We start from the raw sequence: 26447 nt of genomic DNA on the forward strand, positions 1-26447 counted from the left end.
CCCTACGGGCGGCGGATCCGGCGCCGGCCTGCCGCCTCAGACGGAGACCGCCTGGCGGACGCTGGATCGGTAGCGCAGGGGCGACATGCCCACCTCGCGTTTGAACGCGGTGCTGAACGCGCTCTCCGACCCGTAGCCCAGCCGGGCGGCCAGCGACCCGACGCGGACGTCACCGTCGCGCAGGGCTCGCTGCGCCAGCAGCATCCGCCACCGGTTGAGGTACGTCAGCGGCGGCACACCGGCCATCGTCCTGAAGCGTTCGGCGAACGAGGTGCGCGACATCGCGGCGGCCCTGGCCAGCTCCTCCAGGCTCCAGGGGCGGCCGGGCTCGGCGTGCATGAGGGTGAGCGCTGGGCGCAGCCGCTCGTCGGCCATCACCCGCAGCCAGCCCGGGGGCAGCTCGGCCTGGTCGATGTAGGCGCGCAGCAGCTCCAGCACCAGGAGCTGGGCGTACTGGCGGATCGCGAACGCCGCCCCGATCCGGTTCGCCCGCGCCTCCTCGGCCAGGGCGTGCAGGTTGCGGTGCAGGCCGGCGGCGGCGGTGTCGGCGGCGCGCACGTGGCCCACCGGCGGCAGCGCCTGGCCCAGCAGCGTCCTGCCGACGTGGTTGAGATCGACGTACCCGCCGACGACGAACCCGGCGGGGCCGCCGCCTTCGCCGTAGATGTTGAAGCCCGGCCCGGGGACGAATTCGGTCACCGGCCCGTCGCCGCTGCCGCCCTGGACGTCCAGCCAGGACCGGTCGTTGAGGATGGCGACGTCGCCGGGGCCCAGCTCGACCGGCGCGTCGAGGCCGTCGGTGAGCAGCCGCCCGTGGCCCTGGATCATGGCGATGAGCTTCAGCGGGTGGTCGATGGCGTGCCGCGAGCGCCAGCGGCCCCGCACCTCGAACGCCCCCGACATCTGCCCCTGCACCTCGACGAGGTCGAACACCTCCGAGAGCTGGTCACCGCGCATGGACGTACTCTCGAGCAGAAATCATCGCCTGTCAATGAGCAGGAGTACGGGACGCGCCGGTCAGCGTCTCGACGGTGCGCAGCACGTGCTCGCGCAGCAGTGCGGCGGCCCGATCGGGTCGCGGGCCAGGGCCGCCTCCTCCAGCGGCGGTGCTCGGCGACGGCGTCCCGGCCGGGGGCGACGGCGCCGGACCAGCGGCGGGCCAGCTCGCCGGCCGTCCAGAGCCGGTCCAACTGGTCGGTCAGTGCCCTGGCCTCGGCGATCTGCCGCCATCTGGCCGCCCCGGTGTCGGGCACGGCCGGAGGGTGCGGGCGACGACACCGGCTCCGGCCTGCCCGCCGGGGCCCTGCAGCTGCCCAACGACGCTCGCATGGCCCGCTGCATCGGCGCCGCGCCGCCCACCGGGCACGGCGAGCACCGCTGCTTCTTCACCGTGCACGCCCTCGACGTCGAGGACATCGGCGTGCCCGCGGACGCGACCCCGGCCTACCTCGGCTTCACCATGGCCGGCCACACCCTCGCCCGCGCCACGCTCGTCGCCACCGCCGAGACCCCGGCGGCCTGACCCCCGTCATCCGGAACCGGCCCCTCCGCGATCCGGCCTTCCCGGCCGCCCTGCCGGGCTCGCCGCGCTCGCAGGAGAGGTCAGCGCGACGGGCCGGGGAGGCGTCAGCGCAACGTCACTGTGAGCGTGGTGCTCATGCCGGCCCGCAGCAGGGTGAGCCGGTCGGCCAGGCCCGCCGCGGCGAAGGCGTCCTCAAGGGTGCCGGCGCCCTCCGAGAAGTGGCCCCAGCCCTCGAAGTGCAGCGGCACCACGTGCGGGGCGTCCAGGATGCGGGCGGCCTCGGCGGCCTGGGCGCTGGTCAGCGTCAGGTTCGCGCCGTCCAGAAGGGCGGTCCTGGCCGCTCCGGCGAACAGCACGGCCACGTCCACCGGGAACCGTCCGGCGATCTCCGTGACGTGGCCGAGCGAGGCGTTGTCGCCGCTGACGTACACGGTCGGCAGCCCCTCGCCCGACAGGACGAACCCGGCGACCTCCCCCACGACGGGCTCACTGCCCTCGGGTCCGTGCAGGGCGGGCACCCGGGTGACCCGCAGCGAGCCTCCGCCGCGGCGGGACAGGTCGACGTGCTCCCACACGGGCACGGCTCGGGTCGCGCCGCCCAGGCGGTCGGCCGCGCTCGCCGTGGTGAGCACGATCGGCACGCGCTTCAGGTACTCGCGCCCGCCATCGTCCAGGTTGTCCTTGTGCTGGTCGTGGGAGAGCAGCACGGCGTCGATCGGGCCGACCTCGCCGGGGGTCAGCGCCGTCGGCGCGGTCTTGGTCAGGACGCGGCCGGGCGCGACCTCGTACGAGCCGGGCGGGTCGAACGTGGGGTCGGTGAGCAGCCGCAACCCGCCCACCTCCAGGATCGCGGTGGGTCCGCCGAGCGCGTGCACGCCGATCTGCGCCGAAGTGGTCATCGTCATCCTCCGTACTGGATCAGCCGGTGCGGTCCTCGGCGGACGCGCCGGCGTCGGCCGCGAACCGGTCCCACGCGGCCTGCCGTGACACGCCGAGCGCCGTCCCGATCCTGGCCCACGTCACCCCGCGCTCGCGCAGCAGCCGCACAGGCGCGCAGATCGCGCTCGGCCTGCTCCACGGTGAGTGCCTGACGGGGCAGCACCGCGGGCATGTCGTCGTCGGACATGCCCGCCAGGTACGCGTCGGTACGCGGGTCGGGACCCCGGTGCACCGGCCGGGGCGCGTCGCCGGAGCCGGGCGGGGACGAGGCGATGATCTGGGCGGCCAGGTCCACGCAGACGTCGCAGATGTAGACGCCGGGACCCGCGACCACGCGGACGGCCTCGGCGTACGGCTCGCCGCAGAACGAGCACCGCGTCGGCATGCCATCGGCCGGGCCGGCGGGGCGGGTACGTCTGCTGCGCGTCACGCGCCGATCATCCCATGCCCACTTGTCGCCCATAGGGGCCGCCGCGCGGCTCGTCCTGCCCGATCCGCCGGCGCTCGACCCGACGCCGGTGCCGTTCCGGGACGACCTGCGGGTGCCGGTGCCGGCGCTGCTCACCGAGACCGACGTCGTCACCCTCGACTACCTGTCGGCCCGGCGGCCCGACGGGCCCGCGCTGCGCGTGTGGGAGGTCGCCGCCGTCCGCCACCTCGCCCGCTGGGTGCGCGACGGCACGCCACCGCCGTTCGGCGAGGCCGCCGGCCGCGCGTGATCGCGGCCTGCGTGAACTTCCTCGTTAATCGCCCGCCTGGCTATTGTTGATCTCCACATCGCGGAGGGGGAACACGGCAAATGACTCAGGGCGGGCCCGAGACCTCTTTGGGCAGCCGGTACGTGCTGCTGGAGGAGATCGGCGGCGGTGCCATGGGCACGGTACGGCGGGCGCGCCAGCGCGACACCGGCGAGATCGTCGCGGTGAAGCTGCTGCGCGACGGCCTGGCCGGCGACCAGGATCTGGTGCTGCGCTTCGTTCAGGAACGCAACGTCATGCGCAGCCTCGACCACCCCCACATCGTCCCGCTGCGCGACTTCGTGATCGAAGGCGACCGCCTCGCCCTCGTCATGGACCTCGTCGAGGGCGGCGACCTGCGCGGGCTGCTGCGCCGGCGCGGCACGCTGCCGCCCGCCGAGGCGGCCCGGCTGATGGCGCAGGTCGCCGAGGCGCTGGCGGCCGCGCACGCCCTCGGCGTGGTGCACCGCGACGTCAAACCGGGCAACGTGCTGATCGACACCTCAGGGCGGGCGCGGCTGAGCGACTTCGGCGTGGCCCGCATCGTGCACGGCCCCAGGCTCACCGGCACCAGCTCGATCCTCGGCACCCCCGCCTACCTCGCCCCCGAGGTGGCCGAGGGCGACTCCCCCACCGCCGCCGTGGACGTCTACGCGGTCGGGCTCATCCTGTACGAGCTGCTGGCCGGGCGGCCTCCGTTCGCCGGCGACCATCCGATGGCGCTGCTGCGGCAGCACGCCACGGCCATGCCTCGCCGGCTGCCCGGCATGCCCGACGCCCTGTGGAGCCTGATCTGGTCCTGCTCCGGCAAGGACCCGCACGCGCGGCCGGCCGCCGCGGAGGTGGCCGCGGCGCTCCACCAGGCGGCGCCGTCCCTCGAGGGCCTGCCCGCTTTGCCGCCCGTCCCCCGCAGCGACCCCTCCTCCAGCACCTCCGAACCTCTCCCCGCCTCTTCCTCGGGTACCGGCCCGGGCCCCGGCCCGAACGCCTCTTCCTCGGGTACCGGCCCGAACGCCTCCGGCCCCGGCATCTCCGGCGTCCCGCAGGCCGGTGCGACTCCGCCGCCTTTCGGCCCTGCCGCTTCCGGTGTCTGGTCGCCGGGGTCGGCGGCACCCGGCGTGGTGGCCCCGACGCCGTCCGATCCCGCTGCCTCCGGCGCCTGGTCCCCTGGGCCGGGTGCCGCGCCGGGGCCGGTCACGTCCGGGCCCATGCCCGCCGTCCCCCACGCTTCCGTCACGTCCGGGCCCATGCCGGCCGGCCCCCAGTCCCCCGCCTCGCCGGGGCCGCAGCCCGTGCCGGTCCAGACGCCTTCGCAGCCGCCCGCCGGGCCGGTGGAGCCGCCTACCTGGCCTCGAGGGGCGGGTGCGCCGCCTGCCGGTGGGCGTCCGGGCGCTCCGGCAACAGGCGCGGGGGCTCCTGCTCCGCAGGGCAAGCGGTCGCGACGGGGGCTGGTGATCGCCGGGAGCGCCGCCCTGACGCTGGTGCTCGCCGGTACGGCGCTGGCCATCACGACACCGTGGAAGCAGGAGCCCGCTGCCCCGGTCGCCGCGCCCAGCACGCTCCCATCCACCCCGGCCGGGCCGAGCAGCGCGCCCCCGTCGGCGGCCGCCGTCGACTTCACCACGCCGACGCCGAAGTCGCTGGCCAAGCCCAAGGAACGACGCGAGACTCCGAAGGTGGTCGTCACGGTCACGACCACCGCGCCCAACCCGGCGACCTCGGCGCCGACGCGCTCCGCTCAGAAGCCGAAGACGAAAACGGCGGAGCCGGAGCGCCGACGGACCGAGCCGGACACCGAAGGGGAGGAGGAGCCGCCCGTACGGGAGGCGGCCCCGCAGTGGCGCTGCCGCTCCTGGCTGCGCACGGACGGCGGTGTGGAGATGTCGCCGTGCATGGCCGTGACCGGGGACGTCATCCACCTGAAGGGCCAGGTCAGAGGATCGGTCCGGTCGGACGTCCACGTGCAGCTCTACGACACCGACGCCGATACGAACCTGTCCCAGCCGTTCATCTGCACGGGCGTCCTGCCCGGCCCCGGCGAGGTCGCCACGTGCGGCCCGTTCACGCTCACGCCCCCGCGCACCGGCGCCAAGACCGACGTGCGCCAGCGCTGGCGACTGACCGGCGACCCGTCGTGGGGCGGCGGCGTGGAGAGCCCGTACGTCGTCTGGTGACGTCCTGAAGCCGGGCCGACGGCCGGTCGGTGCGCGACCCCGAGTCCCCACCGTCGCGCCTGGCGCGGGCGAGGGCGGGAGGCCGCACACATTCGCATCGACAATATGCGATATGTTGATCCGACCTGTCGCCCGTCTTCTGTGATGAGGAGAAACCACCATGAGCGGGAACGACCGTCTCGACCTCGGCCCTTTCGGCATCTACACCTTCGACTTCGAGCACCTCCCCGCCGCACAGGTGCGCGAGTCGGTCCAGGAGCTTGAGGAGCTGGGCTGGCCGGCCGTGTGGGTGCCGGAGCTGCTCGGGCGCGAGGCGCTCACGCACGCCGCGTTCCTGCTGGCGAGCACCGGGCGCATCCGCATGGTGAACGGCATCGCACAGATCTGGTCGCGCGGCGCCAAGTGGGCGCACGGCGGCGCGCTGCTGCTCGCCGACGCCTACCCGGACCGGCACGTGCTCGGGCTGGGGTTCGGGGGCGAGCCGAAGCCGGGGGTGAAGCCGCTGGCCGCGATGGCGGCGTACCTGGACGAGATGGACGCGCTGCAGACCGCCAACCCGGCGCCGAAGGGTCCGATGCGGCGCATCCTGGCCGCGTACGGGCCCAAGATGCTGGAGCTGGCCCGCGACCGGGCGGCGGGCGCGCAAACCTACCACGTCAACGTCGCGCACACCGCGCAGTCGCGCGAGATCCTCGGGCCGGAGGCGTTCCTCGCGGTCGAGCACCCCGTGCTGTTCGAGTCCGACCCCGGCAAGGCGCGGGCGATCGCGCGCGAGCACCTGAGCCCCTACCTGTCGCAGCCGTACAACGTCGCCAAGTTCCGGCGGCTCGGCTACTCCGACGAGGAGATCGGCGGTGGCGGCAGCGACCGGCTGGTGGACGACTTCGTGTTCTGGGGCGAGCCGGAGGTCATCGCGGACAAGCTGCGCGCCCACCACGAGGCGGGGGCCGATCACGTGACCGTTCAGGTGATCGGGATCGAGCCGGGCGCGTCGGCGATGCCGCAGTGGCGGCTGCTCGCCGAGGCCCTCCTGCCTCGATGAGTCTCCCAGTCAGTACGATGTGAACACATCGGAATGTTAGGGGGCCGGCCAGTGGCGATCGTCCTGGCGCTGCTGTGCGCGGCGCAGTTCATGGTGGTGCTGGACGTGTCCGTGGTGAACGTGGCGCTGCCCTCCATCCAGGACGCGCTGGACGTCGATCCCCGCGGTCTGGCCTGGGTCGGCAACGCGTACGCGCTGACCTTCGGCGGGCTGCTGCTGCTCGGCGGCCGCCTGGCCGACCTGTACGGGCACCGGCGGGTCTTCGCCACCGGCCTGGCCGTGTTCACCGCCGCGAGCCTGGCCGGAGGACTGGCGGACACGTCCGGCCTGCTCATCGCCGCACGGGCAGGCCAGGGCGTCGGGGCGGCGATCCTGGCTCCGGCCACGCTGACCGTCCTGACCTCCGCCCATCCCGAGGGACCGCGCCGCACCAGGGCCATCGCGGTCTGGACGGCCGTCAGCCTGGCGGGCGGCACGGCGGGCAACCTCATCGGCGGGGCGCTGACGCAATACCTGTCGTGGCGGTCCATCCTGCTGATCAACGTGCCGATCGGGCTCGCCTGCCTGGCCGCCGTCCGCCGCATCCCCGCCGGCCCCGGGCGGTCCGGGGACCGGCTGGACGTGCTGGGCGCGCTGACGGCCACCGGCGGGCTGGCGGCGCTGGCGTACGGGGTGTCCGGCTCGCCCGCCGCCGTGGCCGCCGGGTGCGTCATGCTCGGCGTGTTCGTCCTGGTGGAGGCGCGCTTTGCGGCTGTCCCGCTGATCCCGTACGCGCTGGTGCGGGCGCGGGCGATCTGGCTGGGCAACGTGGCGATGCTGCTGGCCGGTGCGTGCCTCAACCCGATGTGGTACTTCCTGACGCTGTCCATGCAGGACGTCCTGGGCTACGGCCCGCTGGTGACCGGGCTGGCGTTCCTGCCGCACACGCTGCTGACCATGCTCGTCGGGCTGCGGGTGACGCCGTGGCTGATGCGGCGTGCCGGTGACCGGGTGCTCATCGCCGCGGGCGCGCTGATCGGGGCCGCGGGCTTTCTCTGGCAGAGCCGCATCGCGCCGGGCGGCCACTACGTGACGGCCATCCTGGGGCCTGCGGTACTGATCTCCCTCGGCGGCGGGCTGCTGAACACGCCGCTGACCGTCACCGTCACGTCGGGCGTGACACCGGAGAACGCGGGGGCGGCGTCCGGGCTGATGAACACCGCCAAGCAGGCCGGCGGCGCGCTCGGCCTGGCCGCCCTGGTGGCGCTGACGGCCGGGCCCGGCGGCGGCGATCCCGCCGGTCTGGCGGAGGGTTACGGACGGGCGTTCGTGCTCATCGCCGCCATGCTGGCGGGCGTGGCCGCGCTCGCCGTCGCGCTACCGGACCGGCGCGACCGCACCCCCGCGACCGCCGATAAGCCGGCCGGGCAGGAGCACGCCCGCTGACGCCGGGCGTCACACGCCGGTCGGCACCGAGCCCGTTCTGCGGCCACCGATCCATAGGACCTCTCACCCGGGCCGCTGGGCGGCGAACAGCAGGTGCGTGCCGCCGTCCACGGCCCCGGGCTCGGCGCAGGCCGTCACCTCATGCTCCAGGAAGCGCGCCCAGCGGTCCTCGTCGGCTTCGAGCACGGCGAGCGTGGCCGGGTCGCTGAGCGAGGCCCAGTTGCTGGCGCTGAGCGCGACCGTGCGCCCGCCCGCCGCCTCGATCAGCGCGGACAGCTCTCCGGAGCGGAACATCCGGCAGATGTGCCCCTCCTGCTCGCCCTTGAGGCGCAGGTCGCCGGTGTGCAGGATGCGGTCGTTGGCGTCCTCGCCGATCACCTCGGCCTCCTCGGTGATCTGGGGCAGGTAGTGCCGCCAGATGCCGATCAGCGACATGACGGAACCGACCACCACGCCGCCCGGCCGGGTCACGCGCAGCAGGCCGCGCAGCGCGTCCTCGGCCTGCTCGAACGCGTACGACAGCGGGCCGCCGTAGGCGAGCACCGCGTCGAACTCGCCGTCGGCGTACCGGCCGGTGTCGCAGATGTCCAGCACCTCGCGCCGCTCCACCGCGGACTCGGCCGCGGTGCCCCGCAGGTGTTCGGCGTTGAGCGCGAGCTGGACCGGGGACAGGTCGGTGACGACGGCGGTCGCGCCCAGGGCGGCCAGCTCGACCGTGAACCGCCCGGGGCCCGCGCCGATCTCCAGCACCCGGTGCCCGGGCTTGACGAAGCGGGCCAGGAAGCGACGGTGCACCTCCAGGCTCACGCGTCCCTTGACGTCGCCGGTGAGCCGGTGCCACTCGGCGTCGCCGAACTCGTCGAAATAGCGCCGCACGCGCTCGCGGGACTCGGCCGTCATAGTCAGCATGATGACAGCGCGCCCGAACGCCGGTCGACCGCTTTTCCGGCGGGCGCGGACCGGTGACCGCTCGCCGCTGGAAACAGGCGGTCTCATCAGGGCATTGACGTGCGATGTCCTGCTCTGACGGTTTCAACGCTCGCTTTCAGGAAAGGAGCCTGCCCGCTGACCGTTACGTCATCCAACCCCCGGGAGACCCCCATGCTCACACCCATCGCCCCCACTCCCTCCGGCCGCAAGGGGGCGCGGGTGCTCTGCTCAGGCGACCGGTACGACCTCACCGGAGCCGCCCATGCGTGGAACGAGTTCGGCGAGGACGACCTGGGCATCACCTATCGCTGCGACGTCTGCGGCGTGACCGACGTCGGTCCCTGACCGCACTCGGACGGAAAGCCGGTAAAAGGATTTGCGGACGGCCACCGGCCTCCGGCAACGTTGCCCAGCGTGAAAATGCACGCCGACCAACTGACGATCTCGCCGGAGACCGTGCGCACGCTGGTGAACGAGCAGTTCCCCCAGTGGCGCGACCTGCCCGTCAGGATGCTCGACGCCCAGGGCACGGTCAACGCCATCGTCCGCATCGGCGACCGGCTCGCCGCCAGGTTCCCGCTGCAGCCCGGCGAGCCCGAGGCGGTGCGCCGCACGCTGGAGGCGGAGGCGCGAGCGGCCGGCGAGCTGGCGGCGGCCACCCGCTTTCCCGTGCCCGAGCCCGTCGCGCTCGGCGAACCGGGAGCGGGCTACCCGCTGCCGTGGTCGGTGCAGACCTGGCTGCCCGGCACCGTCGCCACCGACGACGACCCGGGCGAGTCGTACGCGTTCGCCCGCGACCTGGCCGGCCTCATCGGCGACATCCGCGCCATCGACACCCGCGGCCGCACGTTCTCCGGCCGGGGCAGGGGCGGCGACCTGCGCTCCCACGACGAGTGGATGGAGACCTGCTTCCGCAGCAGCGAGCGCCTGCTGGACGTGCCCCGCCTGCGCCGGATCTGGGCGGAGCTGCGCGAGCTGCCGCGCGAGGCGCCCGACGTGATGAACCACGGCGACCTCATCCCCGGCAACGTGCTCGTCGCGGACGGGCGGCTGGCGGGCGTGCTCGACACCGGCGGGCTGTGCGCCGCCGACCCCGCGCTCGACCTCGTGAGCGCCTGGCACCTGCTGGAGGCCGGGCCGCGCAAGGAGCTGCGAGCCGCCCTGGGCAGCGACGACCTCGAATGGGAGCGCGGCAAGGCGTGGGCGTTCCAGCAGGCGATGGGATTGGTCTGGTACTACGTCGAGAGCAACCCGCCGATGAGCCTCATAGGGCGGCGCACCCTGGAACGCATCCTCGCCGACTCACCTGCGTGACGACCGATGCACGGGCCTGACCCGCCCGGTCAGAGAAAACCGGGTGCTTCGCCCCCTGGCCGCCCGCCAGAATGCGGACATGTCCCAAGCGAAGTTGCGTACCGACCGGATCGACCTCGTCCCCCTCGCCGACGAGCACCTTGAACACGAGATCGAGCTCGACTCCGACCCCGAGGTCATGCGTTACCTCACCGGCCGCGCCCGCACCCGCGAGGAGGTCGAGGAGGCACACCGGCAGCGCCTGGCCGTCGCCGAGCGCGTCCCCGGGCTCGGCTTCTGGGCGGGCTTCGTGAACGGCGGCTTCGTCGGCTGGTGGATCCTCGAGCCGCCGCACCGCCCCGACCAGGGCCCCGTCGAAGGTCAGGCCGAGCTGGGCTACCGGCTGCTGCGCCGCCACTGGCGGCAGGGCCTGGCCAGCGAGGGCGCCCGTGAGCTGCTGCGGCACGGCTTCGAAGACCTCGGTCTCAACCGCGTCTTCGCCGAGACGATGGCGGTCAACACCGCCTCCCGCGCCACGATGGCCTCCGTCGGCATGACGTACGTCCGCACGTTCCACATGGACTGGCCGGAGCCGCTGCCGGGCAGCGAGCAGGGCGAGGTCGAGTACGCCATCACCCGCGAAGAGTGGCTCGCCCGCCACCCCGCCCGCGCCTGATCGGTGGTTGCCGTACCTCACGGGGTGGGCGGGATCCAGGAGCAGGTGCACGCCCTCCTCGACGGTGAGGCTGCTGTAGGGCGGGGTGAGGGCGGCGAGCGTGTCGTCGTCGATGACGCGCCCGCCGAACCGCATCACCACCTCGCCCCGGCGGATCCGCTCGACCGCGAACAGGCCCGTCCCCTCGATCGGCGACGCGCGCGGCACCGCGGCCGGGGTCAGCCAGCAGCCGGGCTCGTAGGTGCGGCTCGTCACGTGGGCATCCCTCCTCAGCGGAGTCCCATGAGTACCCGCTTGATCGTAGGGTGTTGAGGTGAGTACAGCCCGAGCATCCTGGCGCAACACCACCCACGACTGGGCGATCGACATCGACCACGCCCACCTCGCCCGCATCCGCGAGAACCCCGCCGAATTCGCGCCCGGCGGGGTCCTGCACCTGATCCTCGAAGTCCTCGCCCACCCCGCCGACGAGGCGGCGTCCGCCGGCGGGGGCACTGCACGGTGACCCTCCACCCCGACGGATCCGTGGCGGTCGCCGACAACGGGCGCGGCACCGACACCCGCTTCGACGAGCACGGCCGTCCCGTGAAGAAGCCGGTGATGGCCACGAAGGACCTGCGCTTCTTCGACGACCCGGCCGCGCAGACCCTCCCCGACGGGCATCCGCGCCGGGGCATGTCCGTCGTCGCCGCGCTCAGCGACTGGCTGGTCCACACCAACCGCCGGGTGAACGGGTCGTGGACGCAGCGGTACGAGCGCGGTGTACCCGTCACCGGCCTGGAGCCCGTGCCCGATGACGGCACGACCGGCACCACCGTTCACTTCCGGCCCATCGCTGATCTCGCCCCTTTGACCGTTGATGTGGGGCGTTTTGCCGATGCGTGGCCGGGGCTGACCATCGCGACCGCCTTTACATCGTAGATCAACTGATCGGCCAGGCCGGGACGGAGCCCCTGGGCGGCCGGTCAGGACTCCCGCTTGACCGGCACGAACTCCGGCTGGTCGAGCACTCGCAGCCAGCTCCCGTCCGGCTGGCGGCGGACGACCTGGGCTCGGGCCCCCGCCCCGTCCTTGGGCGGAGTCGAGGTGAGCGCGATGTCACCGCTGATCAACGTCGGCAGCGGCTCCTCGGGCTCGAAGTGCGGCCGGTTGGCCAGTACCTTCTCCCACAGCCGCCGAATCGCCTCCCGCCCCCTGGTCTGGCTGCCCGGCGGGTAAGCGAGGACGGCGTCCTCCTCATAGAGCGCGGCGACCCCGGCGGCGTCGCCGGCGTTGGAGCGCTCCACGAACAGGCGGGTGATGTCCTCGGGCCGCATGGCCTTCTCGTACATGTATGTCCTTCCGCATGAAACTCTCGGCTTTCCTCCAGGGTGGCACCGGACCGTTCGAGAAGTCCAACAGCTAGTTCTGATGAGAACTAGAATCAACACTTATGGAACTGCGGCAGCTCGAATACTTCGTCGCCGTCGCCGAGGAGCGGAACTTCACCCGCGCGGCCGAGCGGGTGCACATCAGCCAGTCCGGCGTCAGCGCCCAGATCAGGCAGCTCGAACGCGAGCTCGGCGCGGAGCTGTTCGACCGTTCGGGGCGTACGGCCACGCTCACCGTCGCCGGCAAGGCCGCGCTCGACCACGCCCGCGCCGCGCTCGCCGCCGCCAACGCCGTCGAGCAGGCGGTCGGCGAGGTCGCCCACCTCATCAAGGGCCGGCTCGTCGTCGGCATGGTCAACGGGTGCACGATCACCCCGCTGTTCGACGCGCTGGCCGCCTTCCATCGGGCGCATCCCGGCGTGGAGATCTCGCTGCTGGAGGACAACTCCGACGTCCTCGCCGAGTCCGTACGCGCGGGCAGTGTCGATCTCGCGCTCGTCGGCACCGCCTCCCCCACCGCCTCCGACGGGCTGGCCGAGATGACGATCGTCAGCGAACGTCTCGTCGCCGCGGTCCCGCCCGCGCATCCCCTCACCGAGCTGGGACGGGTCACGCTGGCCGACGTGGCGGCGTACCCGATCGTGTGCATGCCGGAGGGGACGGGGCTGCGGCAGGCGTTCGACCAGGCGTGCGCGGCGCGCGGGTGCCGGCCCGCCATCGCGTTCCAGGCCACCGCCGCCGACGCCATCGCCGCCCTGGCCGGGCGCGGGCTCGGCGTCGGCGTGCTCAGCGAGTCGATGGTGGCGGACTACCAGGACCGGCTCACGTCCCGGGTCATCGACGACGCCGAGCAGATCGCCCGGCTCGCGCTGACCTGGAGGGATCCGTACGGGCCCGCCGTGCGCGCCTTCCTCACCCACGCCCGCCGCGCCTTCGCGCTCCCGGAGCAGGCCGCGAGCTGACCCGCGACGGCCTTTGGCCGGCGGGGAAGGCTTTGCCCCTTGCTGGGGGATTCCGCAGGTCGCCGTCGCTAGCGTGGGAAGGGTCTCACGCCGAGACGGCGCCTTCCGGGAAGCCGCATCGTCCATGGTGCTCTCACGTCATGGAGGTATCCCGATGTTTCCACGCCTGCTCGCAGCCGCCGCACTCACCGCATTCGCCCTCGTCGGCCCGGTCTGTGCCGTGCCACCGGCCGGAGCCGCTGTGACGGCACACGACCCGATCCCGGTCCCGCCCGTTCCCGGCGGGTCGGACGACCCCTACCTCGAACAGCCGGACGACCCGGAGCATCAGGATCGCCGCGGCCAGCGCTGATCCGGCACCTTCCGCAGGGCGGCCGGGCCGCTCGGACTTCTCAGGCGACCCGGCCGCCCTTGAAGCGGCGCGGTCCTTGAGCCGCCTTGAAGCGACCCGGCTCTTGAGCGCCTTGAAGCGGCGCGGCCTTGAAGCCGCTCGGCGGCGCGGGGCCGGCGCGGTTCGGGCTCCGAGCTACGCCGTCGTCACGACGATCTTGCCGAACTGCGTGTTCGACTCCATGTGCTGATGCGCCTGCACGATCTGCTCCAGCGGGAACACCCGATCCACGACCGGCCGGAACGCTCGAGCGCGCAGCCCTGAGGTGATGAACGCGGCGGCGCGGCGCAGCCGTTCGGGATCCTCGGCGATTTCGAGCATCGTGTACGTGCGCATGTTGAGCGCCGGCATGCCGAGGTCGAACCCCGGATACGGGGTCGGCTGCCCGCTGAGCGCGCCCCACAGGAACAGGGTGCCGCCGGGTGCCACGGCCCGCGCCAGGTCCACGACGCCGGGGCCGGCGACCGCGTCGAAGATGTACTCGGCGCCCTTGCCGCCGGTCAGCTCCAGCACGCGCGCGGTCACGTCCTCCTCGTCGGAGACGATCACCTCGGCGGCGCCCTCCTCGGCGAGCTGCCGGGCCTTGGCGCGGGTGCGGGTGACGGCAAGCGGCCGCGCGCCCAGCCGGTCCGCGGTGTGGATGGCGGCCAGTCCGACGCTGCTCGACGCCGCGTTCACCACCGCCACGTCCCCCGCTCTCATGCGGGCGACCTCGGCCATCGCGCCGTACGCGGTCAGGTACGGCATCCACACGGCTGCCCCGGAGACCGCGTCCACCTGCTCGGGGCGTGGCACGAGCGACCTGACGGGCACGATGGCCGCGTCGGCGTAGACGCCGTAATCGTTCTGGGAGAAGTTCGGCACGACGCTGACCCGCTGCCCCGGCTCGAACCCGGTCACGTCCGGCCCGACCGCCTCGATCACGCCGGCGGCCTCGTTGCCGAGCCTGGCGGGGAACCGCTTGACCGGCTCGATGTAGTGGCCGCTGCGGAACAGCGCCTCGGCCCGGTTGATGCCGATCGCCTCCACGCGCAGGCGTACCTCGCCGGGGCCCGGCTCGCCCGGATCCTCGTCCTCCAGCCGCATCACCTCGGGCCCGCCGAGCTCGTGAAAGCGCACCGTCCGCGCCATGCCATCCCCCATGTGTACGATCGCCATCGAACATTCGATGCCGATCTTACCCACATGGGTCCGCCATGCGCGCCACGCCACCCCGCGCCGGGGTCACGCGCCCCGCATCACCGCGGGCCGCGCGTCACGCTCAGCCCTCGGCGGAGGGTCCGCCGGCCACGCGTCCGCCCAGCCGAACCCCCGCGAAGGCGCGGCCGCCTCACTGGGGCGGCAGTACGCAGAACTCGTTGCCGTCGGGGTCGGCGAGGAGCACCCAGGGGACATCGCCCTGGCCGATGTCGATGCGCTCGGCCCCGAGGGAGAGCAGCCGTTCGACCTCCGCCTCCAGCTCACCGCCGGCGGCCAGGTCGACGTGCAGACGATTCTTGCCCCGCTTGGGCGCGACGGGCGGGCCGCCCCAGGTGATCTTGGGGCCGCCGCGCGGGGAGCGGATCGCGGTCTCCTGGTTCTGGTCCCACACCAGCGGCCAGTCGAGGGCGGCGCTCCAGAAGTCGCCGGCCTCCTGGGAGCCGTCGCAGGCGAGCGCGCCGATGAAGCCGCACTCGGCGAGGAACTTGTTGCCGGGCTCGATGACGCAGAACTCGTTGCCCTCGGGGTCGGCGAGCACCACGTGCCCATCGTCGGGGGTCTGGCCGACGTCGATGTGCCGGCCGCCGAGCGCGAGGGCCCGCTCGACCGTGGCCTGCTGCTCGTCGAGCGAGGCGCTGGTCAGGTCGAAGTGCATCCGGTTCTGGCCGGTCTTGACGGCATCGGTCGGCTGGAACCTGATGCGGAAGCCGGTGTCGTCGGCGGGCAGCAGCGCGACGCCGCCGCGCGGGTCATCGACGCTCTCCCAGCGCAGCACGCCGGCCCAGAAGCGGGCCAGTGCGGCGGGGTCGAGTGCGTCCCAGCTGAGTGCGACGAGCTGTGCCGTCATCGCGGCGGCTCCCCTCTGCAGGTACGTGACCTGCCTGGCGCGGAAACGCCGCCACCCTAGCCCGCGCCCCGGCCGCGAGGCCAACGATTATCAACGCATGCAGACGCCGGCGGTCGAACACGCAGCAGCGGCAGCCACGTCGTCGCGCACGTTGCCGGTGCCGGGGATCCCGATCGGGCGCCGGCAGGCGGTGAGGGTGGCGAGCAGCAGGTCCTCGCGCTGGGGCCGGTGGCGGCAGAGGACGGGGCGGCTGGCGCCGGCGCGGGCGGCGACCCCGACGGACTGAAGGCCGCGCCGGCCCGCTGGTTCAGCCCGAGCTGACCGGCGCGGCCTGCGACTGCTCGGCGAAGTCCAGCTCGGGCGGCGGCACCCGGAACAGCCGGGTCAGGTAAGCGAGGTAGGCGGCGCCGGCGGCCAGCCAGATCAGCCCGAGCGTGATGGCGTGGCCGTCGAGCTGCGTGAGCAGGTACAGGTCGATGACCGCGCCGATCGCCGGGGCCACCACGTACGCGAGCACGCCAGGCCGCCGCCCGGCCCGGCGCTCGCGGACGTAGAGGGCGATGACCGCGACGTTGACGAAGACGAAGGCGGTGAAGGCGCCGAAGTTGATGAACGACGTGGAGGTGGCCACGTCCATCCTGACCGCGATGAGCCCGACCAGGCCGGTGAGCAGGATGGAGAAGACGGGGGTGCGCAGGCGCGGGTGCAGGTAGCCGAAGACGCGGCGGGGCAGCACGGCGTCGCGGCCCATGGCGTACAGCAGGCGGGTGGTGCTGGCCTGCGCGGCGAGCCCGGACGTGAACTGGGCCACCACCAGCCCGGCCAGGAAGAACGCGCCGAACAGGCTGCCGCCCATGGTCCGCGCGATCTCCGAGGCCGCCGCGGAGGAGTCGGCGAACGCGCCGCCGGGGTGGACGAGCTGGGTGACGTAGGCGACGACGACGAAGATGCCGCCGCCGATGAGGGCGACCAGCAGGATGGCTCGCGGGATGGTACGGCGCGGCTCCACGGTCTCCTCGGTGAGCGTGGTGACGGCGTCGAAGCCGAGGAAGGAGTAGGCGGCGATGGCCGCGCCCGCGGCGACCGTCGTCACGCTCGCACCCTCACCGGTGAACGGCGTCAGGCTGAACAGCGACGCGGGCCCGCGCCCACTGACCAGGTGGCCCGCGGCCAGCAGCACGAAGAAGACCAGCACGAGGATCTGGAAGATCATGAGCAGCGAGTTGGCCCGGTCGGCGACCTTGATGCCGGCGAGGTTGAGCCCGGTGGTGAGCACGATGAACGCGACGATCCACACCGGCGTCGGCACCGCGGGGAACTGCTCGGCCAGGTAGGAGCCGCCGATCAGCCAGATGACCATGGGCAGGAAGAAGTAGTCCAGCAGCACGGCCCAGCCGACGAGGAATCCGGCGCGGGCGTCGATCGTGCGGCGGACGTAGGTGTAGGCCGAGCCGGCGACGGGGTAGGCGGCGGCCATGCGGCCGTAGCTGAGCGCGGTGAACAGCATCGCGACCAGCGCCAGCGCGTACGCCGACGGCGCCGCGCCCGAGGTGGTCTCGGCGACGACGCCGAAGATGCCGAGCACGATGAGCGGCGTCAGGTACGCCAGCCCGAACAGGACGACGGAGCGCAGGCCGAGCGTGCGCCGGAGCGTGGGGTGAGAGGTGGATGACATGGTCACTCCGGGGGTGTGCCGGCTGGCCTCCACCGGCCGGGGTCGATGCGCCCCTGGTAGAGGGGCAGCTCCAGGGGCGGGTCGGCGTCGGTGAACTGCGACCAGACGCGGTTGAGCCCGGCGGTGCCGTGGCGGCGGACGCGGGTGACGTCGTCCAGGTCGAGCACGTCGGTCAGGACGGTGACCGCCTCCCCCGCCTCGACCCGGACGCGGCCCTCGGGGTCGGCGATCAGGCTGCGGCCGGTGCCCGTGGGCGCGGCGGCGTTGACGGAGACGACGAAGACCTGGTTGACGATGGCGTTGGCGCGGGCCAGCACCAGCTCCTGCGCCCGGTCGGCGGTGGTGGTCAGCACCGGGTTGACGATCACCTCGGCGCCCATCCAGGCCAGATGCCTGGCCACCTCGGGGAACCAGGCGTCGTAGCAGATGGCCAGGCCGATACGGCCGGTGCCGGGCAGGTCGCAGACGACGAAACGATCACCCGGCCGGTACGGCTCGTACGGCCGCCAAGGGAACACCTTGCGGTAGAAGGCCGCGAGCGTGCCGTCGGGGGCGAGCACCAGCGCGGTGTTGTGCAGCGCGCCGCCCTCGCCCCGCTCGCAGATCGTGCCGGGCAGCAGCCAGACGCCGAGGTCGCCGGCGAGCGCGGCCAGCTCCCTGACCAGGGGGCCGTCCAGCGGCTGCGCTGTGGCGGCCAGCTCGGCGTCGCGCTCGGCCGGGCGTACCCGGCTGCCGAACAGATGCAGCTCTGGGAAGATCACCATCCGCGTGCCGGGCAGGCTCGCCAGCACGTCCTCCACGTGCTCGGCGAACCGGGACACCGGCGTGCCGGCGGGCAGCGGCTCGCTCTGCGCGAGCGCGACCGGAAGTGGCCTGGGCATCGTCACCTGCCTTCTGACCAGCACGTACGCTGGCGATGCCCAAAAATAGCTCATATTGAGCTTTTTAAGCAACGTTACGGTGGTGGCCATGGACGCCCTGGACGCGCTCAACTCGGAGGCCCTGGAGGGGCTGCGGCGGCTCAGCGCGCTCGACACCGTGCGCGCCCGCATCGCCCTGGCCGTCGATCTGGGCCTGCTCAAGCCCGGCGAGCGCCTGCCCCCCACCGCCGACGTCGCCCGCGCGCTCGACGTCGGGGAGATCACCGTGCGGCGCGCGCTCACCGCGCTGTGCGAGGAAGGCGTCCTGGTACGCCGCAGGGGCCGCTCGGGCGGCACGATGGTGGCCGACGAGCCGGCGATCGGGAAGGTGGCCGAGACCGAGGCGTACCGGACGGCCGCCGCCGAGGTGCACCGGCTCATCGACCAGCGGCTGCTGCTGGAGTGCGGGCTGGCCCACCTGGCGGCCACCGCCGTCACCGCCGAGCGGCTGGCCGAGCTGAAGGCCCTGGTCGCCGAGATGGACCGGGCCTCGGGCTGGGCCGACTTCCACACCAGCGACGAACGCTTCCACCTCGCGCTCGCGGCGGCCTCGGGAGTGGAGTCGGCGGTCTCCCACTACGCGCCGGTACTGCGCCGCCTGTACCGCTACTACCTGCCCTACCCCCTCGATTACCTGCGCGAGTCGAACCGTGAGCACGCGGCGCTGGTGGCGGCGCTGGAGCAGGGCGATGCGGTGGAGGCGGTCCGCGTGGCGCGGGCCCACGTGGAGGTGCTGCACCGCACGATGTTCGTCGGCCTGATCCGCTGACCGCCGTCTCAGCGGCGTTCAGCGGCGGGGTGCGCGGGCCCGGCCGCGTGGCCCGCCGGCCGCCGTCTCAGCGGCGGCCTTCGCGGACCTCGACGCGCAGGATGCGGTCGTCGCCGGGGCGCGGGTCCGTGCCGCCCCAGGTGGCGCGGTCGGTGTTGGAGGTGACCAGCCACAGCGAGCCGTCGGGGGCGACCTCGACGGCACGGATGCGGCCGTAGTCGCCGTGGAAGTGGGCGACGGGGTCACCGGTGGCGGCGCCGCCCGCGACGGGGAGCTGCCAGAGCCGCTGCCCGCCCAGCGCCCCGATCCACAGCGAGCCCGCGGCGTAGGCGAGGCCGGAGGGGCTGGCGTCGTCGGGGTGCAGGGTGGCGATCGGCGGCACGCCGGTGGAGCCGTTGGTGCCCTCGGTCTCCGGCCAGCCGTAGTCGGCGCCCGCGCGCAGCACGTTCACCTCGTCCCAGGTGCGGTGGCCCAGCTCGGAGGCGTACGCGGTGCCGTCGGGCCCGAACGCGATGCCCTGCACGTTGCGGTGTCCGCTGGAGTAGATGGGCGAGTCGCCGGGGTTGTCCTCCGGCACGGACCCGTCGAGCGCGATGCGCAGGATCTTGCCGTTGAGCGAGTCGGGGGTGGCGGCGTTCTCCGGCTCGAACGCGTCGCCGGTCCCGATCCACAGGTGGCCGTCGGGGCCGATCACCAGGCGGCCGCCGTGGTGCCTGTCGGCGGTCTGGATGCCGTCGAGCAGCACCCGTTCCACGCTGACCCCGTCGTAGCCGGGTGCGATGGTGAGCGCGACGATGCGGTTGGCGTCCCGGCCGGAGACGGAGGCGTAGACGGTGCGGTCGGTGGCGAAGCGGGGCGAGGCGACGATGCCGAGCAGCCCGCCCTCCGAACCGGCGTGCACGTCCGGCACGACGCCGACCTCGCGCGCCGCGCCGCCCCCGGCCGGGATGCGCAGGATGCGGCCGCTGATGCGCTCCGAGACCAGCGCGGACCCGTCGGGCAGGAACGTCAGGCCCCACGGCGCCTGCAGGCCGGTGGTCAGCTCGACCGGCTCGCCGAGCGTGGCGACCGGGCCCGGCGACACGGTCACCTCCAGCCGGGACGCACTGGGCGTGGACGCCCGGGACGGGCCGGTCGCGGGTGCCCGGGCGTCCGCCTGGGACGGGCCGGGTGACGCTGGGGCGGGCGCCGCCGAGCAGGCGCCCGCCGTCAAGACCGCCAGCAGGGCCGCCGTCGCGGCGCGGGCTCTCATCGCTTGAGCTCCAGCCTCTCGGCGAACCCGAGCCGGCGCACGAACGCCTGCCTGGTCAGGTCGCTGAAGGCCATGACGTGCTCCACCCCTGCCTGGGCCGCGTCCACCACCGAGCGGAACGGCCGCTTGCCGACCGGCAGGGCGAGGATGCGGCGGATCTCATCGGCCACGTCCTGCGGGTCGGCGGTCGTGCCCGGCTCGAAGAGCTGCTCGTGGGCCTCGTGGGTGCGCTCGACCAGCGGGTTCAGCTCGGCGTACTGGGCGGTCACCCGGTCGTCGCTCGCCCGGGAGGCGTTGGCGAAGTGGTCGGTGCCCTGGGTGATCGGGCCGGGCATCACGATCGAGGTCTCGATGCCGAACTGCGACACCTCGTACGAGGTCACCACGGCCAGCGCGTCGAAGGCCGCCTTGGAGGCGACGTACGGGCCGAGGAACGGCGGGGTGCTGACCAGGCTGGTGCTGCCGACGTACACGAGGGTGCCGGCGCGGCGCTCGCGCAGGTGGGGCAGCGCCGCGCGGTTGACCCGGTGCGCCCCGATCGCGTTGACGTCGAACAGCCTCGCCACATCGTCGTCGGTGAACGCCTCGGTGTAGCCGATGAACAGGTGGCCGGCGTTGTGCACGACGACGTCCAGCTCGCCCGCCTCCTCCAGGACGGTGCGGACGGCGGCGTCGGCGGACTCCTGCGAGGTGACGTCGAGCGCGACCACCCGCAGGTCGTGGCCCCGGTCCTCGGCCTGCGCGACCAGCTCGGCGGCTCTGGCGGCGTCGCGGCCCCCGGGGTCGCGCATGGTGGCGTAGACGGTGTGGCCGGCCGCGGCGAGCGTCTCGGCGGTGCGGCGGCCGATGCCGGTGGACGATCCGGTGATGAGAACGACGGACATGTGCTCGTGGGCTCCTTTCGGGGCGCGCCGGGCTCAGGCGGCGCCGCCGTTGACGTAGATGACCTGGCCGTTCACCCAGCGGCCCGGTCCGGCGACGAAGGCGATGGCCTCGGCGATGTCGGCGGGCTCGCCGAGGCGGCCCATGGGGTTGAGCGAGGCGATGTGGTCGATGGTCTCCTGGCTCTTGCCGGCGAAGAACAGCGGCGTGGCGGTGGGGCCGGGCGCGACCGCGTTGACGGTGATGTCGCGTCCGCGCAGCTCGCGGGCGAGGATGAGCGTCATCGCCTCGACGGCGCCCTTGGACGCGGCGTACGCGCCGTACGTCGGGGCCTGCAGCCGGGTGAGCGAGGAGGACAGGTTGATGATCGCGCCGCCGGCGCGCAGGCGGCGGGCGGCGAGCCGGTCCACCACGAACGTGCCGCGCACGTTGACGCGCTGGATGCGGTCGAAGGTGTCGAGGTCGGTGTCGACGATGGGCGCGGTCGGCATGATACCGGCGCCGTGGACGACGACGTCGAGCCCGCCGAACTCGCGCTCGGCGAGGTCGAACACCGCGGTCATCGCGTGCTCGTCGGCCACGTCACCGCCCGCGATGACGGCCTGGCCGCCCGCGTCCCTGACGGCCTGCGCGACCTCCTCGGCGCGCTCCTTGCCGCCGGCGTAGTGGACGACGATCGCGTAGCCCTCGCGGGCCAGGCGCTCGGCGGTGGCCCTGCCGATGCCGCCGGAAGCGCCGGTGATCAGGGCGACACGCGGGGTGTCATCGGGCATGGTCGGTGCCCTCCAGTAAGATATGGACTATTCGTTCATTTCCAACCATACACAGAATATGAACATTCCGTCCATATGAGAGAGGTGCCGATGTCCGAGACCGCAGCCGTACGACGAGGCCGGGGCCGCCGGCCCGCCGCCGAGGTGCGCGCCGGCGCGCTGGAGGCCGCCGGGCGCATCCTGCTGCGCGACGGCATGCCGGCGGTCACGTTCGAGCGGGTCGCGACCGAGGCCGGCTGCAGCAAGACCACCCTCTACAAGTGGTGGCCGTCGCCTGGGGCGCTGGCCGCCGAGGCGTACTTCACCCACAGCAGGCAGCTGCTGGAGTTCCCCGACACCGGCGACATCCGCGCCGACCTGATCACGCAGCTCGAGGCGTTCGTCCGGTGGCTGAAGGAGTCCGGCGCGCAGGCACCCGTCTCGCAGCTCGTCGGCGCCGCCCAGCTCGACCCCGACCTCGCCGCCGCCTGGTCGCAGAGCTACGCCATCCCGCGCCGTGACCTCGCCGTCGAACGGCTGCGCATCGCCCAGCGCCAGGGGCAGCTCCGCGAGGACGCCGACCTGCACGTCATCGTCGACCAGTTGTGGGGCGCCTGCTACCACCGGCTGCTGGTGCTCAAGGTCGACTTCGACGCCTCGATCGCCGAGCGCCTGGTGGATCAGGCCCTCTACGGGGCGGCGCCGCGCGAGGCGTAGCAGCGCATGGCGCCGCCCCATGAAGCCGCCGCGCCGCGCGACGCGCCCCCGTAAAGCCGCCGCGCCGCGCGAGGCGCCCCGCCCCGGGCGGCAGGCGGCCTACGACGCATGGGCCGAGCCGGCCCCGGACGCGCGGAGGGCCGCCCGCGCCGATGGCGGGCGGCCCTCGCAGACCGGCCTCTGGAAACCGCTGTCAGCGGCTGTAAGGGGCGATGGTGATCTTGTCGATGACCGGCGCGTACTGCGAGCGCAGCAGGATTCCCGGCCAGGTGTCGGAGGCGTAGCTGTCGCCGTCGAAGTTCGGCAGCTCCTCGCTGGCGAACGCGATCGTGTTGGTCCCCTTCTTCAGCCGCACCGGGACGGTCAGCTCCCAGAAGTTGTTCTCGTGGAAGGTGTGCGGGAACGACACGCGCTGAGCTTCGCCGCCGTTGACGGTGATGTCGGCGTGCCGGGCCAGCGGGTCGGGGTTGTAGTGGGTGGCGGGCGACTGCTCGGGGTTGGAGTAGCGCACCCGCATCGCGTACGTGCCGGCGGCGTCGGCGCGCACGGTGAAGGTGAGCGTGTTGGCGTTGCCCGGACGCCCGCCGACGCCGGTGACGGCGGCCCCGCCGTCGGCCTGGCTGAGCGAGGCGACCTCGGCGGTACCGGCCCGCTGCGCCGACTCGGCCTGGTAGGCGGTCCCGGGCAGCGCCTTCGCGTCCGGCCGCACGTCGAGCCGGTCGATGACCGCCTTGCCCGAGCGCCCGGTGACGGTGACCTTGTTGACGCCGCCCGACAGCGACACCGTGGCGGCGGCGTGGCCGCGCGTGGCGTCGCCGAGCACCTCGATGCCGTTGACGGCCACCTTCGCGGTGCCGGAGAGCAGCTTGAGGTCGAGGACGGAGGCGGCGTCGCGCGCCGAGTACACCCAGAACGTCGCCGTCTCGCCGCGCGCCAGCACCGCGCCGCCCGAGCCGGACACCTTGCCGCCCTTCACGTCGTACGCGGTGCGCCCGCCGCTCAGCTCGGCCAGCTCGGCCTCGTAGATCGCGGTGCCCGCCGCCGGGTTGGGCAGCCGCAGCACGATCCGGTCCACGATGGCGTCTCCCGTGGTGGCCCGCTCGCCGTCGAGGCTGCGCGCGGCCAGCGAGATGACGTGCCGCCCGGCGGTGAGCCGCACCGTGGTGTCGGCGTGGTCCCAGACCACCCACTTGTAGCCGAGCGGCAGGAACAGCTCCTGCTCCGCTCCCCCGTCCACGCGGACGAAGACGTTCGTGGGGCCCTGCTCGCGTACCGCGTCGTAGGTGTTGAGCGAGTTGGCGAAGACGCTCAGGTCGTAGTCCCCGGTCTCGGGCACCTCGACGGTGAAGTCGAGAACGACGTCGGAGCCGGTGCGCAGCCCGCCGACGTCGTAGCCGCCGGAGGTGTAGAACTTCGACACGTCCGACGGGGAGCCCTCGGGGCCGTTGCGGCTGTAGCCGGTGCCGCTGTGGGCGGCGTCCTCGGCCTCGTACGAGCCCTCCCACAGGTGCGGCGCGGGCGCGGTCACGGTGCCGGTTCCGGCCGGGGAGAGCACGATCTCGTACGCCGACGACTCGGTCAGCTTCGGCAGGTCACCGGCGCCGAAGTCGAGCACCACGGCGCCGCCGGAGACGGGCAGGTCGCGCTCGGCGACGACGCGCGGCTGCGGCGAGTCGCCGATCTGCCCGGTCCACGGGATCTCCCTGATCCAGGCGTGGACCTTGCCGCCGAACACCTCGCCCGGCACGTTCTCGAAACGGATGTGCCCGGCGCTGCTCGCGCCGCCGATGATCGCACGGGCCTGCCGCCTGGCCTCGTCCAGCGTGGCCACGCCCTGCAGCGTGTAGTTCTGGCCGGGGTAGGGCGGGGTGACGGCCACGGTGTGCCCGCTCATCTGCCCGTAGGCGTGCAGCAGCCACCACTGGCCGTTGCCGCGGTTGGCCTGCACGGCCGAGTCGCTGAGGTTGCCGTCGATGTTCCAGTACGCGATGTCGGCGTCCACCTTCGACTCCTCGAAGGCGGAGATCCACTGGATCATCTGGCCGGGCACCGAGGTGTGGTAGTTGAACGCGTATTCGTTGATGTTGATCGGCAGCTTCCTGCCTTCGTGCTCAGTGCCGTCGAAGACCTCGGCCTCCATCGCGCGGTAGCGCTTGACGCTCTCGCGCACCTGCTCGGGGTGGCTGAGCTCGTGCCAGGTCATGACGTCGGGCACGGTGCCCGCCTCGACGGTGTGCTCCAGGAAGCCCTTGACCTGGGAGTAGAGCACGCTGGTGTTGGGGCCCGCGATGCGGGCCGAGGGCAGCTTGCCCTTGATGAGCCGGTAGAAGTCGTCCCACGCCCTGAAGTAGTCGGTGGGGTCGCTGAGCCAGCTCACGCCGTTGTAGCTCCACTCGCCGGTGCCGAACATGTTGCCCTCGGGCTCGTTGAACGGCACGAACACGATGTGCTCGCGGTACTTCGGCTCCAGCTTCAGCACCTGATCCACCTGCTTTGCGATCTTCTCCCGGTACGTGGCGAGCTTCTCCTCGGGGGTGTCGCCCGGCCACTGGTAGGGGAAGCCGCGGTGGATGTCGGTCATGTAGATGTACACGTCGCCGCCGGTGCTGTCGGCGAGCGGCTTGACCACCTCCAGCGCGTCGGCGCCGGGGTGCTGCGGGCCGTCCTGCGCCTTGGTGGAGACCGTGCGCAGCTTCATGCCCTCGATGAGGTTGTTGGTCGGCACCCCCGGGCCGTAGAGGCCGTAGAGCGTGCCGGACGCGCCGCCGTGGAAGGGGCCGGTGTCCTTGGCCAGGTCGATGACCATCTGGCCCTCCCGGACCACGGTGACCTTGGCGGTGACGGGCCGCCCGGCCGCCGTGCCGTTGACGGTGAACGTGCCGGTGGAGGCGTAGTCGCCGGGGTCCACGGGATCCCAGGTGATGGGGACGTCGCGGTCGTAGCCGTCGGAGAAGGCGGCGCGGACCGCGGGCGGCAGGTCCGGCGCGGTGCCGATGACCGTGCGCACCTCGAAGGAGTCCCTGCTCAGCTCGCCCGGCTCGGGTGCGGGGCCCGCCAGCTCGGCGACCTGCTCGGCGGTGAGCGCCGCGCCGTAGATGCGGAAGTCGTCCACGGCGCCGTCGAACAGCGGGTCCGGGTAGAACGAGCGGCCGATGAACCCGGCGAAGGTGGTGGCGTCGTCCACGAGCTGACCGGCCGTGATCGTGGTCGGCGCGGAGGCGACGGCGGCGCCGTCGAGGTAGGTGGTGACGCGCTTCGCGACCGTGTCGAGGGTGACGGTCAGCGTCTTCCAGGCGTTCGCGGGCAGCGGCGCGTAGCCGGTGACCTGCGCCTCCCCGCCGCCGCCCGAGGTGGTGACCGCCGTGCGCAGCCGGCCGTCACCGTTGTACGGGGTGCTGAACAGGTAGCGGACGTTGTCCTTGCCGAGCGCGTAGATCCACTGCCAGGGGGCGGTGGTGCCGTCCCACTTGACGCGGGCGGACACGGTGAGATCGGTCCTGCCCTTGATCGCTTCCAGGGGCAGCTTGACGTAGGCGCCGTCCGAGGTGGGCGCGCCGCCGGGCAGGCTGAGCGCGTGCCCGCCGGACGCGCCGTCCACCAGCTCGGCGGTGCCGGCGTTGACCAGCTCGCCGTCCAGGCCGTTGCCGGAGGAGTCGGTGACGGTGCCGCTGGTGACGTCGTCGGCGTCGAACTCGTAGACGAGCACGGGCTCCGGGACGGCGGCGTTCGAGGGGATGGCGGTTAACGGCAGGGCGAGCGCGGCCGGGAGCAGCCCGGCGCACAACGCCCTGGTCAGGCGCGGGAATGGCATGCGTACGTCCCTGGGGATGTGAGCGCTAACAGAGCCGAGGGAGCTTCAGCGCAACGCGACCGCAGGGTTACGGGTACGTTACGCAGCCCCGGCCGCGTCCGTCAACGCCCCAGCTCGGAAGCCCACCGGCGCACCGACCCATATTTCCGGCATGTCACGAT

27 protein-coding genes are annotated in these 26447 nt (G+C 73.1%); 14 read left to right on the forward strand and 13 right to left on the reverse strand.

What is annotated here, in order from left to right; all coding sequences use genetic code 11:
* Window positions 1–36: 36 nt before the first annotated feature.
* Window positions 37–957: an AraC family transcriptional regulator gene (locus ACFMQL_RS35765; protein ID WP_378789215.1), complete on the reverse strand. Its 921-nt coding sequence runs from the start codon at window positions 955–957 to the stop codon at window positions 37–39.
* Between the two features lie 34 nt (window positions 958–991).
* Between ACFMQL_RS35765 and ACFMQL_RS35770 the strand changes: the two genes are divergently transcribed.
* A complete protein-coding gene (locus ACFMQL_RS35770; protein WP_378789217.1) occupies window positions 992–1522 on the forward strand; it encodes a YbhB/YbcL family Raf kinase inhibitor-like protein in 531 nt (176 codons plus the stop codon).
* A gap of 104 nt (window positions 1523–1626) precedes the next feature.
* Here ACFMQL_RS35770 and ACFMQL_RS35775 read toward each other — a convergent pair whose 3' ends face one another.
* Window positions 1627–2427 carry an MBL fold metallo-hydrolase gene (locus tag ACFMQL_RS35775; protein WP_378789219.1) on the reverse strand — a complete coding sequence of 267 codons (801 nt, stop codon included), beginning with the start codon at window positions 2425–2427 and terminating at the stop codon, window positions 1627–1629.
* Complete coding sequence (locus ACFMQL_RS35780) at window positions 2424–2891, reverse strand: ClpX C4-type zinc finger protein (RefSeq protein ID WP_378789220.1); 468 nt, start codon at window positions 2889–2891, stop codon at window positions 2424–2426. Before ACFMQL_RS35780 ends, ACFMQL_RS35775 begins: the two co-directional genes overlap by 4 nt.
* Window positions 2892–2913: 22 nt before the next feature.
* On the opposite strand from ACFMQL_RS35780, the gene ACFMQL_RS35785 reads away from it, so the two are divergent.
* The 4 genes from ACFMQL_RS35785 (at window position 2914) to ACFMQL_RS35800 (ending at window position 7839) form a co-directional block, all read left to right on the forward strand.
* Window positions 2914–3180 (forward strand): alpha/beta hydrolase domain-containing protein, encoded by a 267-nt coding sequence (locus tag ACFMQL_RS35785; RefSeq protein ID WP_364050467.1) that lies wholly within the window; start codon window positions 2914–2916, stop codon window positions 3178–3180.
* An 80-nt stretch (window positions 3181–3260) separates the two neighbouring features.
* Entirely contained in the window at window positions 3261–5372 is a 2112-nt protein-coding gene (locus tag ACFMQL_RS35790; protein ID WP_378789222.1) for a protein kinase, read from the forward strand.
* A 160-nt stretch (window positions 5373–5532) separates the two neighbouring features.
* Window positions 5533–6414 carry a TIGR03620 family F420-dependent LLM class oxidoreductase gene (locus tag ACFMQL_RS35795; protein ID WP_378789224.1) on the forward strand — a complete coding sequence of 294 codons (882 nt, stop codon included), beginning with the start codon at window positions 5533–5535 and terminating at the stop codon, window positions 6412–6414.
* A 51-nt stretch (window positions 6415–6465) separates the two neighbouring features.
* On the forward strand, window positions 6466–7839 hold the full coding sequence (locus ACFMQL_RS35800) for an MFS transporter (protein WP_378789226.1): 1374 nt from the start codon (window positions 6466–6468) through the stop codon (window positions 7837–7839).
* Window positions 7840–7902: 63 nt separating this feature from the next.
* Here ACFMQL_RS35800 and ACFMQL_RS35805 read toward each other — a convergent pair whose 3' ends face one another.
* Entirely contained in the window at window positions 7903–8739 is an 837-nt protein-coding gene (locus ACFMQL_RS35805; protein WP_364050455.1) for a class I SAM-dependent methyltransferase, read from the reverse strand.
* 201 nt (window positions 8740–8940) lie between these two features.
* On the opposite strand from ACFMQL_RS35805, the gene ACFMQL_RS35810 reads away from it, so the two are divergent.
* The 6 genes from ACFMQL_RS35810 to ACFMQL_RS35835 all read left to right on the forward strand — a co-directional run bounded on the left by ACFMQL_RS35810 (window position 8941) and on the right by ACFMQL_RS35835 (window position 11659).
* A complete protein-coding gene (locus tag ACFMQL_RS35810) occupies window positions 8941–9114 on the forward strand; it encodes a hypothetical protein (RefSeq protein ID WP_364050452.1) in 174 nt (57 codons plus the stop codon).
* Window positions 9115–9189: 75 nt separating this feature from the next.
* On the forward strand, window positions 9190–10083 hold the full coding sequence (locus tag ACFMQL_RS35815; RefSeq protein WP_378789228.1) for an aminoglycoside phosphotransferase family protein: 894 nt from the start codon (window positions 9190–9192) through the stop codon (window positions 10081–10083).
* A 79-nt stretch (window positions 10084–10162) separates the two neighbouring features.
* Window positions 10163–10738 (forward strand): GNAT family N-acetyltransferase, encoded by a 576-nt coding sequence (locus ACFMQL_RS35820; RefSeq protein ID WP_378789230.1) that lies wholly within the window; start codon window positions 10163–10165, stop codon window positions 10736–10738.
* Window positions 10739–10850: 112 nt separating this feature from the next.
* On the forward strand, window positions 10851–10979 hold the full coding sequence (locus ACFMQL_RS35825) for a hypothetical protein (protein ID WP_378789232.1): 129 nt from the start codon (window positions 10851–10853) through the stop codon (window positions 10977–10979).
* Window positions 10980–11051: 72 nt separating this feature from the next.
* Window positions 11052–11243, forward strand: a complete 192-nt coding sequence (locus tag ACFMQL_RS35830; RefSeq protein ID WP_378789233.1) for a hypothetical protein — start codon at window positions 11052–11054, stop codon at window positions 11241–11243.
* A gap of 20 nt (window positions 11244–11263) precedes the next feature.
* The gene (locus ACFMQL_RS35835) at window positions 11264–11659 is read left to right on the forward strand and encodes a hypothetical protein (RefSeq protein ID WP_378789235.1); all 396 of its coding nucleotides are present in this window, start codon (window positions 11264–11266) and stop codon (window positions 11657–11659) included.
* Window positions 11660–11703: 44 nt separating this feature from the next.
* Here ACFMQL_RS35835 and ACFMQL_RS35840 read toward each other — a convergent pair whose 3' ends face one another.
* Window positions 11704–12069 carry a nuclear transport factor 2 family protein gene (locus tag ACFMQL_RS35840; protein ID WP_364050441.1) on the reverse strand — a complete coding sequence of 122 codons (366 nt, stop codon included), beginning with the start codon at window positions 12067–12069 and terminating at the stop codon, window positions 11704–11706.
* Window positions 12070–12170: 101 nt separating this feature from the next.
* Here ACFMQL_RS35840 and ACFMQL_RS35845 point away from each other — a divergent pair, with 101 nt between their 5' ends.
* Window positions 12171–13070 carry a LysR family transcriptional regulator gene (locus tag ACFMQL_RS35845; protein WP_378789237.1) on the forward strand — a complete coding sequence of 300 codons (900 nt, stop codon included), beginning with the start codon at window positions 12171–12173 and terminating at the stop codon, window positions 13068–13070.
* 526 nt (window positions 13071–13596) lie between these two features.
* On the opposite strand, the gene ACFMQL_RS35850 is transcribed toward ACFMQL_RS35845, so the two are convergent.
* The 4 genes from ACFMQL_RS35850 to ACFMQL_RS35865 form a co-directional block, all read right to left on the reverse strand.
* Entirely contained in the window at window positions 13597–14619 is a 1023-nt protein-coding gene (locus tag ACFMQL_RS35850; protein ID WP_378789239.1) for a zinc-dependent alcohol dehydrogenase family protein, read from the reverse strand.
* Between the two features lie 172 nt (window positions 14620–14791).
* The gene (locus ACFMQL_RS35855) at window positions 14792–15508 is read right to left on the reverse strand and encodes a VOC family protein (protein WP_378789240.1); all 717 of its coding nucleotides are present in this window, start codon (window positions 15506–15508) and stop codon (window positions 14792–14794) included.
* Between the two features lie 307 nt (window positions 15509–15815).
* On the reverse strand, window positions 15816–17183 hold the full coding sequence (locus ACFMQL_RS35860; RefSeq protein ID WP_378789242.1) for an APC family permease: 1368 nt from the start codon (window positions 17181–17183) through the stop codon (window positions 15816–15818).
* A gap of 2 nt (window positions 17184–17185) precedes the next feature.
* Window positions 17186–18064 carry a carbon-nitrogen hydrolase family protein gene (locus ACFMQL_RS35865; protein WP_364050426.1) on the reverse strand — a complete coding sequence of 293 codons (879 nt, stop codon included), beginning with the start codon at window positions 18062–18064 and terminating at the stop codon, window positions 17186–17188.
* 88 nt (window positions 18065–18152) lie between these two features.
* Here ACFMQL_RS35865 and ACFMQL_RS35870 point away from each other — a divergent pair, with 88 nt between their 5' ends.
* Complete coding sequence (locus tag ACFMQL_RS35870; RefSeq protein ID WP_364050423.1) at window positions 18153–18872, forward strand: GntR family transcriptional regulator; 720 nt, start codon at window positions 18153–18155, stop codon at window positions 18870–18872.
* Between the two features lie 67 nt (window positions 18873–18939).
* Here ACFMQL_RS35870 and ACFMQL_RS35875 read toward each other — a convergent pair whose 3' ends face one another.
* The 3 genes from ACFMQL_RS35875 to ACFMQL_RS35885 are packed head-to-tail and all read right to left on the reverse strand — an operon-like array spanning window position 18940 to window position 21779.
* A complete protein-coding gene (locus tag ACFMQL_RS35875) occupies window positions 18940–20124 on the reverse strand; it encodes a PQQ-dependent sugar dehydrogenase (RefSeq protein WP_378789244.1) in 1185 nt (394 codons plus the stop codon).
* Window positions 20121–21008 (reverse strand): SDR family oxidoreductase, encoded by an 888-nt coding sequence (locus tag ACFMQL_RS35880; protein ID WP_378789246.1) that lies wholly within the window; start codon window positions 21006–21008, stop codon window positions 20121–20123. The genes ACFMQL_RS35875 and ACFMQL_RS35880 overlap by 4 nt, the downstream gene beginning before the upstream one ends.
* 33 nt (window positions 21009–21041) lie before the next feature.
* Window positions 21042–21779 (reverse strand): SDR family oxidoreductase, encoded by a 738-nt coding sequence (locus tag ACFMQL_RS35885; RefSeq protein ID WP_378789248.1) that lies wholly within the window; start codon window positions 21777–21779, stop codon window positions 21042–21044.
* Window positions 21780–21869: 90 nt separating this feature from the next.
* Between ACFMQL_RS35885 and ACFMQL_RS35890 the strand changes: the two genes are divergently transcribed.
* Entirely contained in the window at window positions 21870–22475 is a 606-nt protein-coding gene (locus ACFMQL_RS35890; protein WP_364050411.1) for a TetR/AcrR family transcriptional regulator C-terminal ligand-binding domain-containing protein, read from the forward strand.
* Between the two features lie 193 nt (window positions 22476–22668).
* Here the strand turns inward: ACFMQL_RS35890 and ACFMQL_RS35895 are convergent, their stop codons facing one another.
* Window positions 22669–26286, reverse strand: a complete 3618-nt coding sequence (locus ACFMQL_RS35895) for a LamG-like jellyroll fold domain-containing protein (RefSeq protein ID WP_378789250.1) — start codon at window positions 26284–26286, stop codon at window positions 22669–22671.
* Window positions 26287–26447: the final 161 nt, after the last annotated feature.

Source organism: Nonomuraea fastidiosa (assembly GCF_042751225.1).
GTDB classification, from domain to species: domain Bacteria; phylum Actinomycetota; class Actinomycetes; order Streptosporangiales; family Streptosporangiaceae; genus Nonomuraea; species Nonomuraea fastidiosa.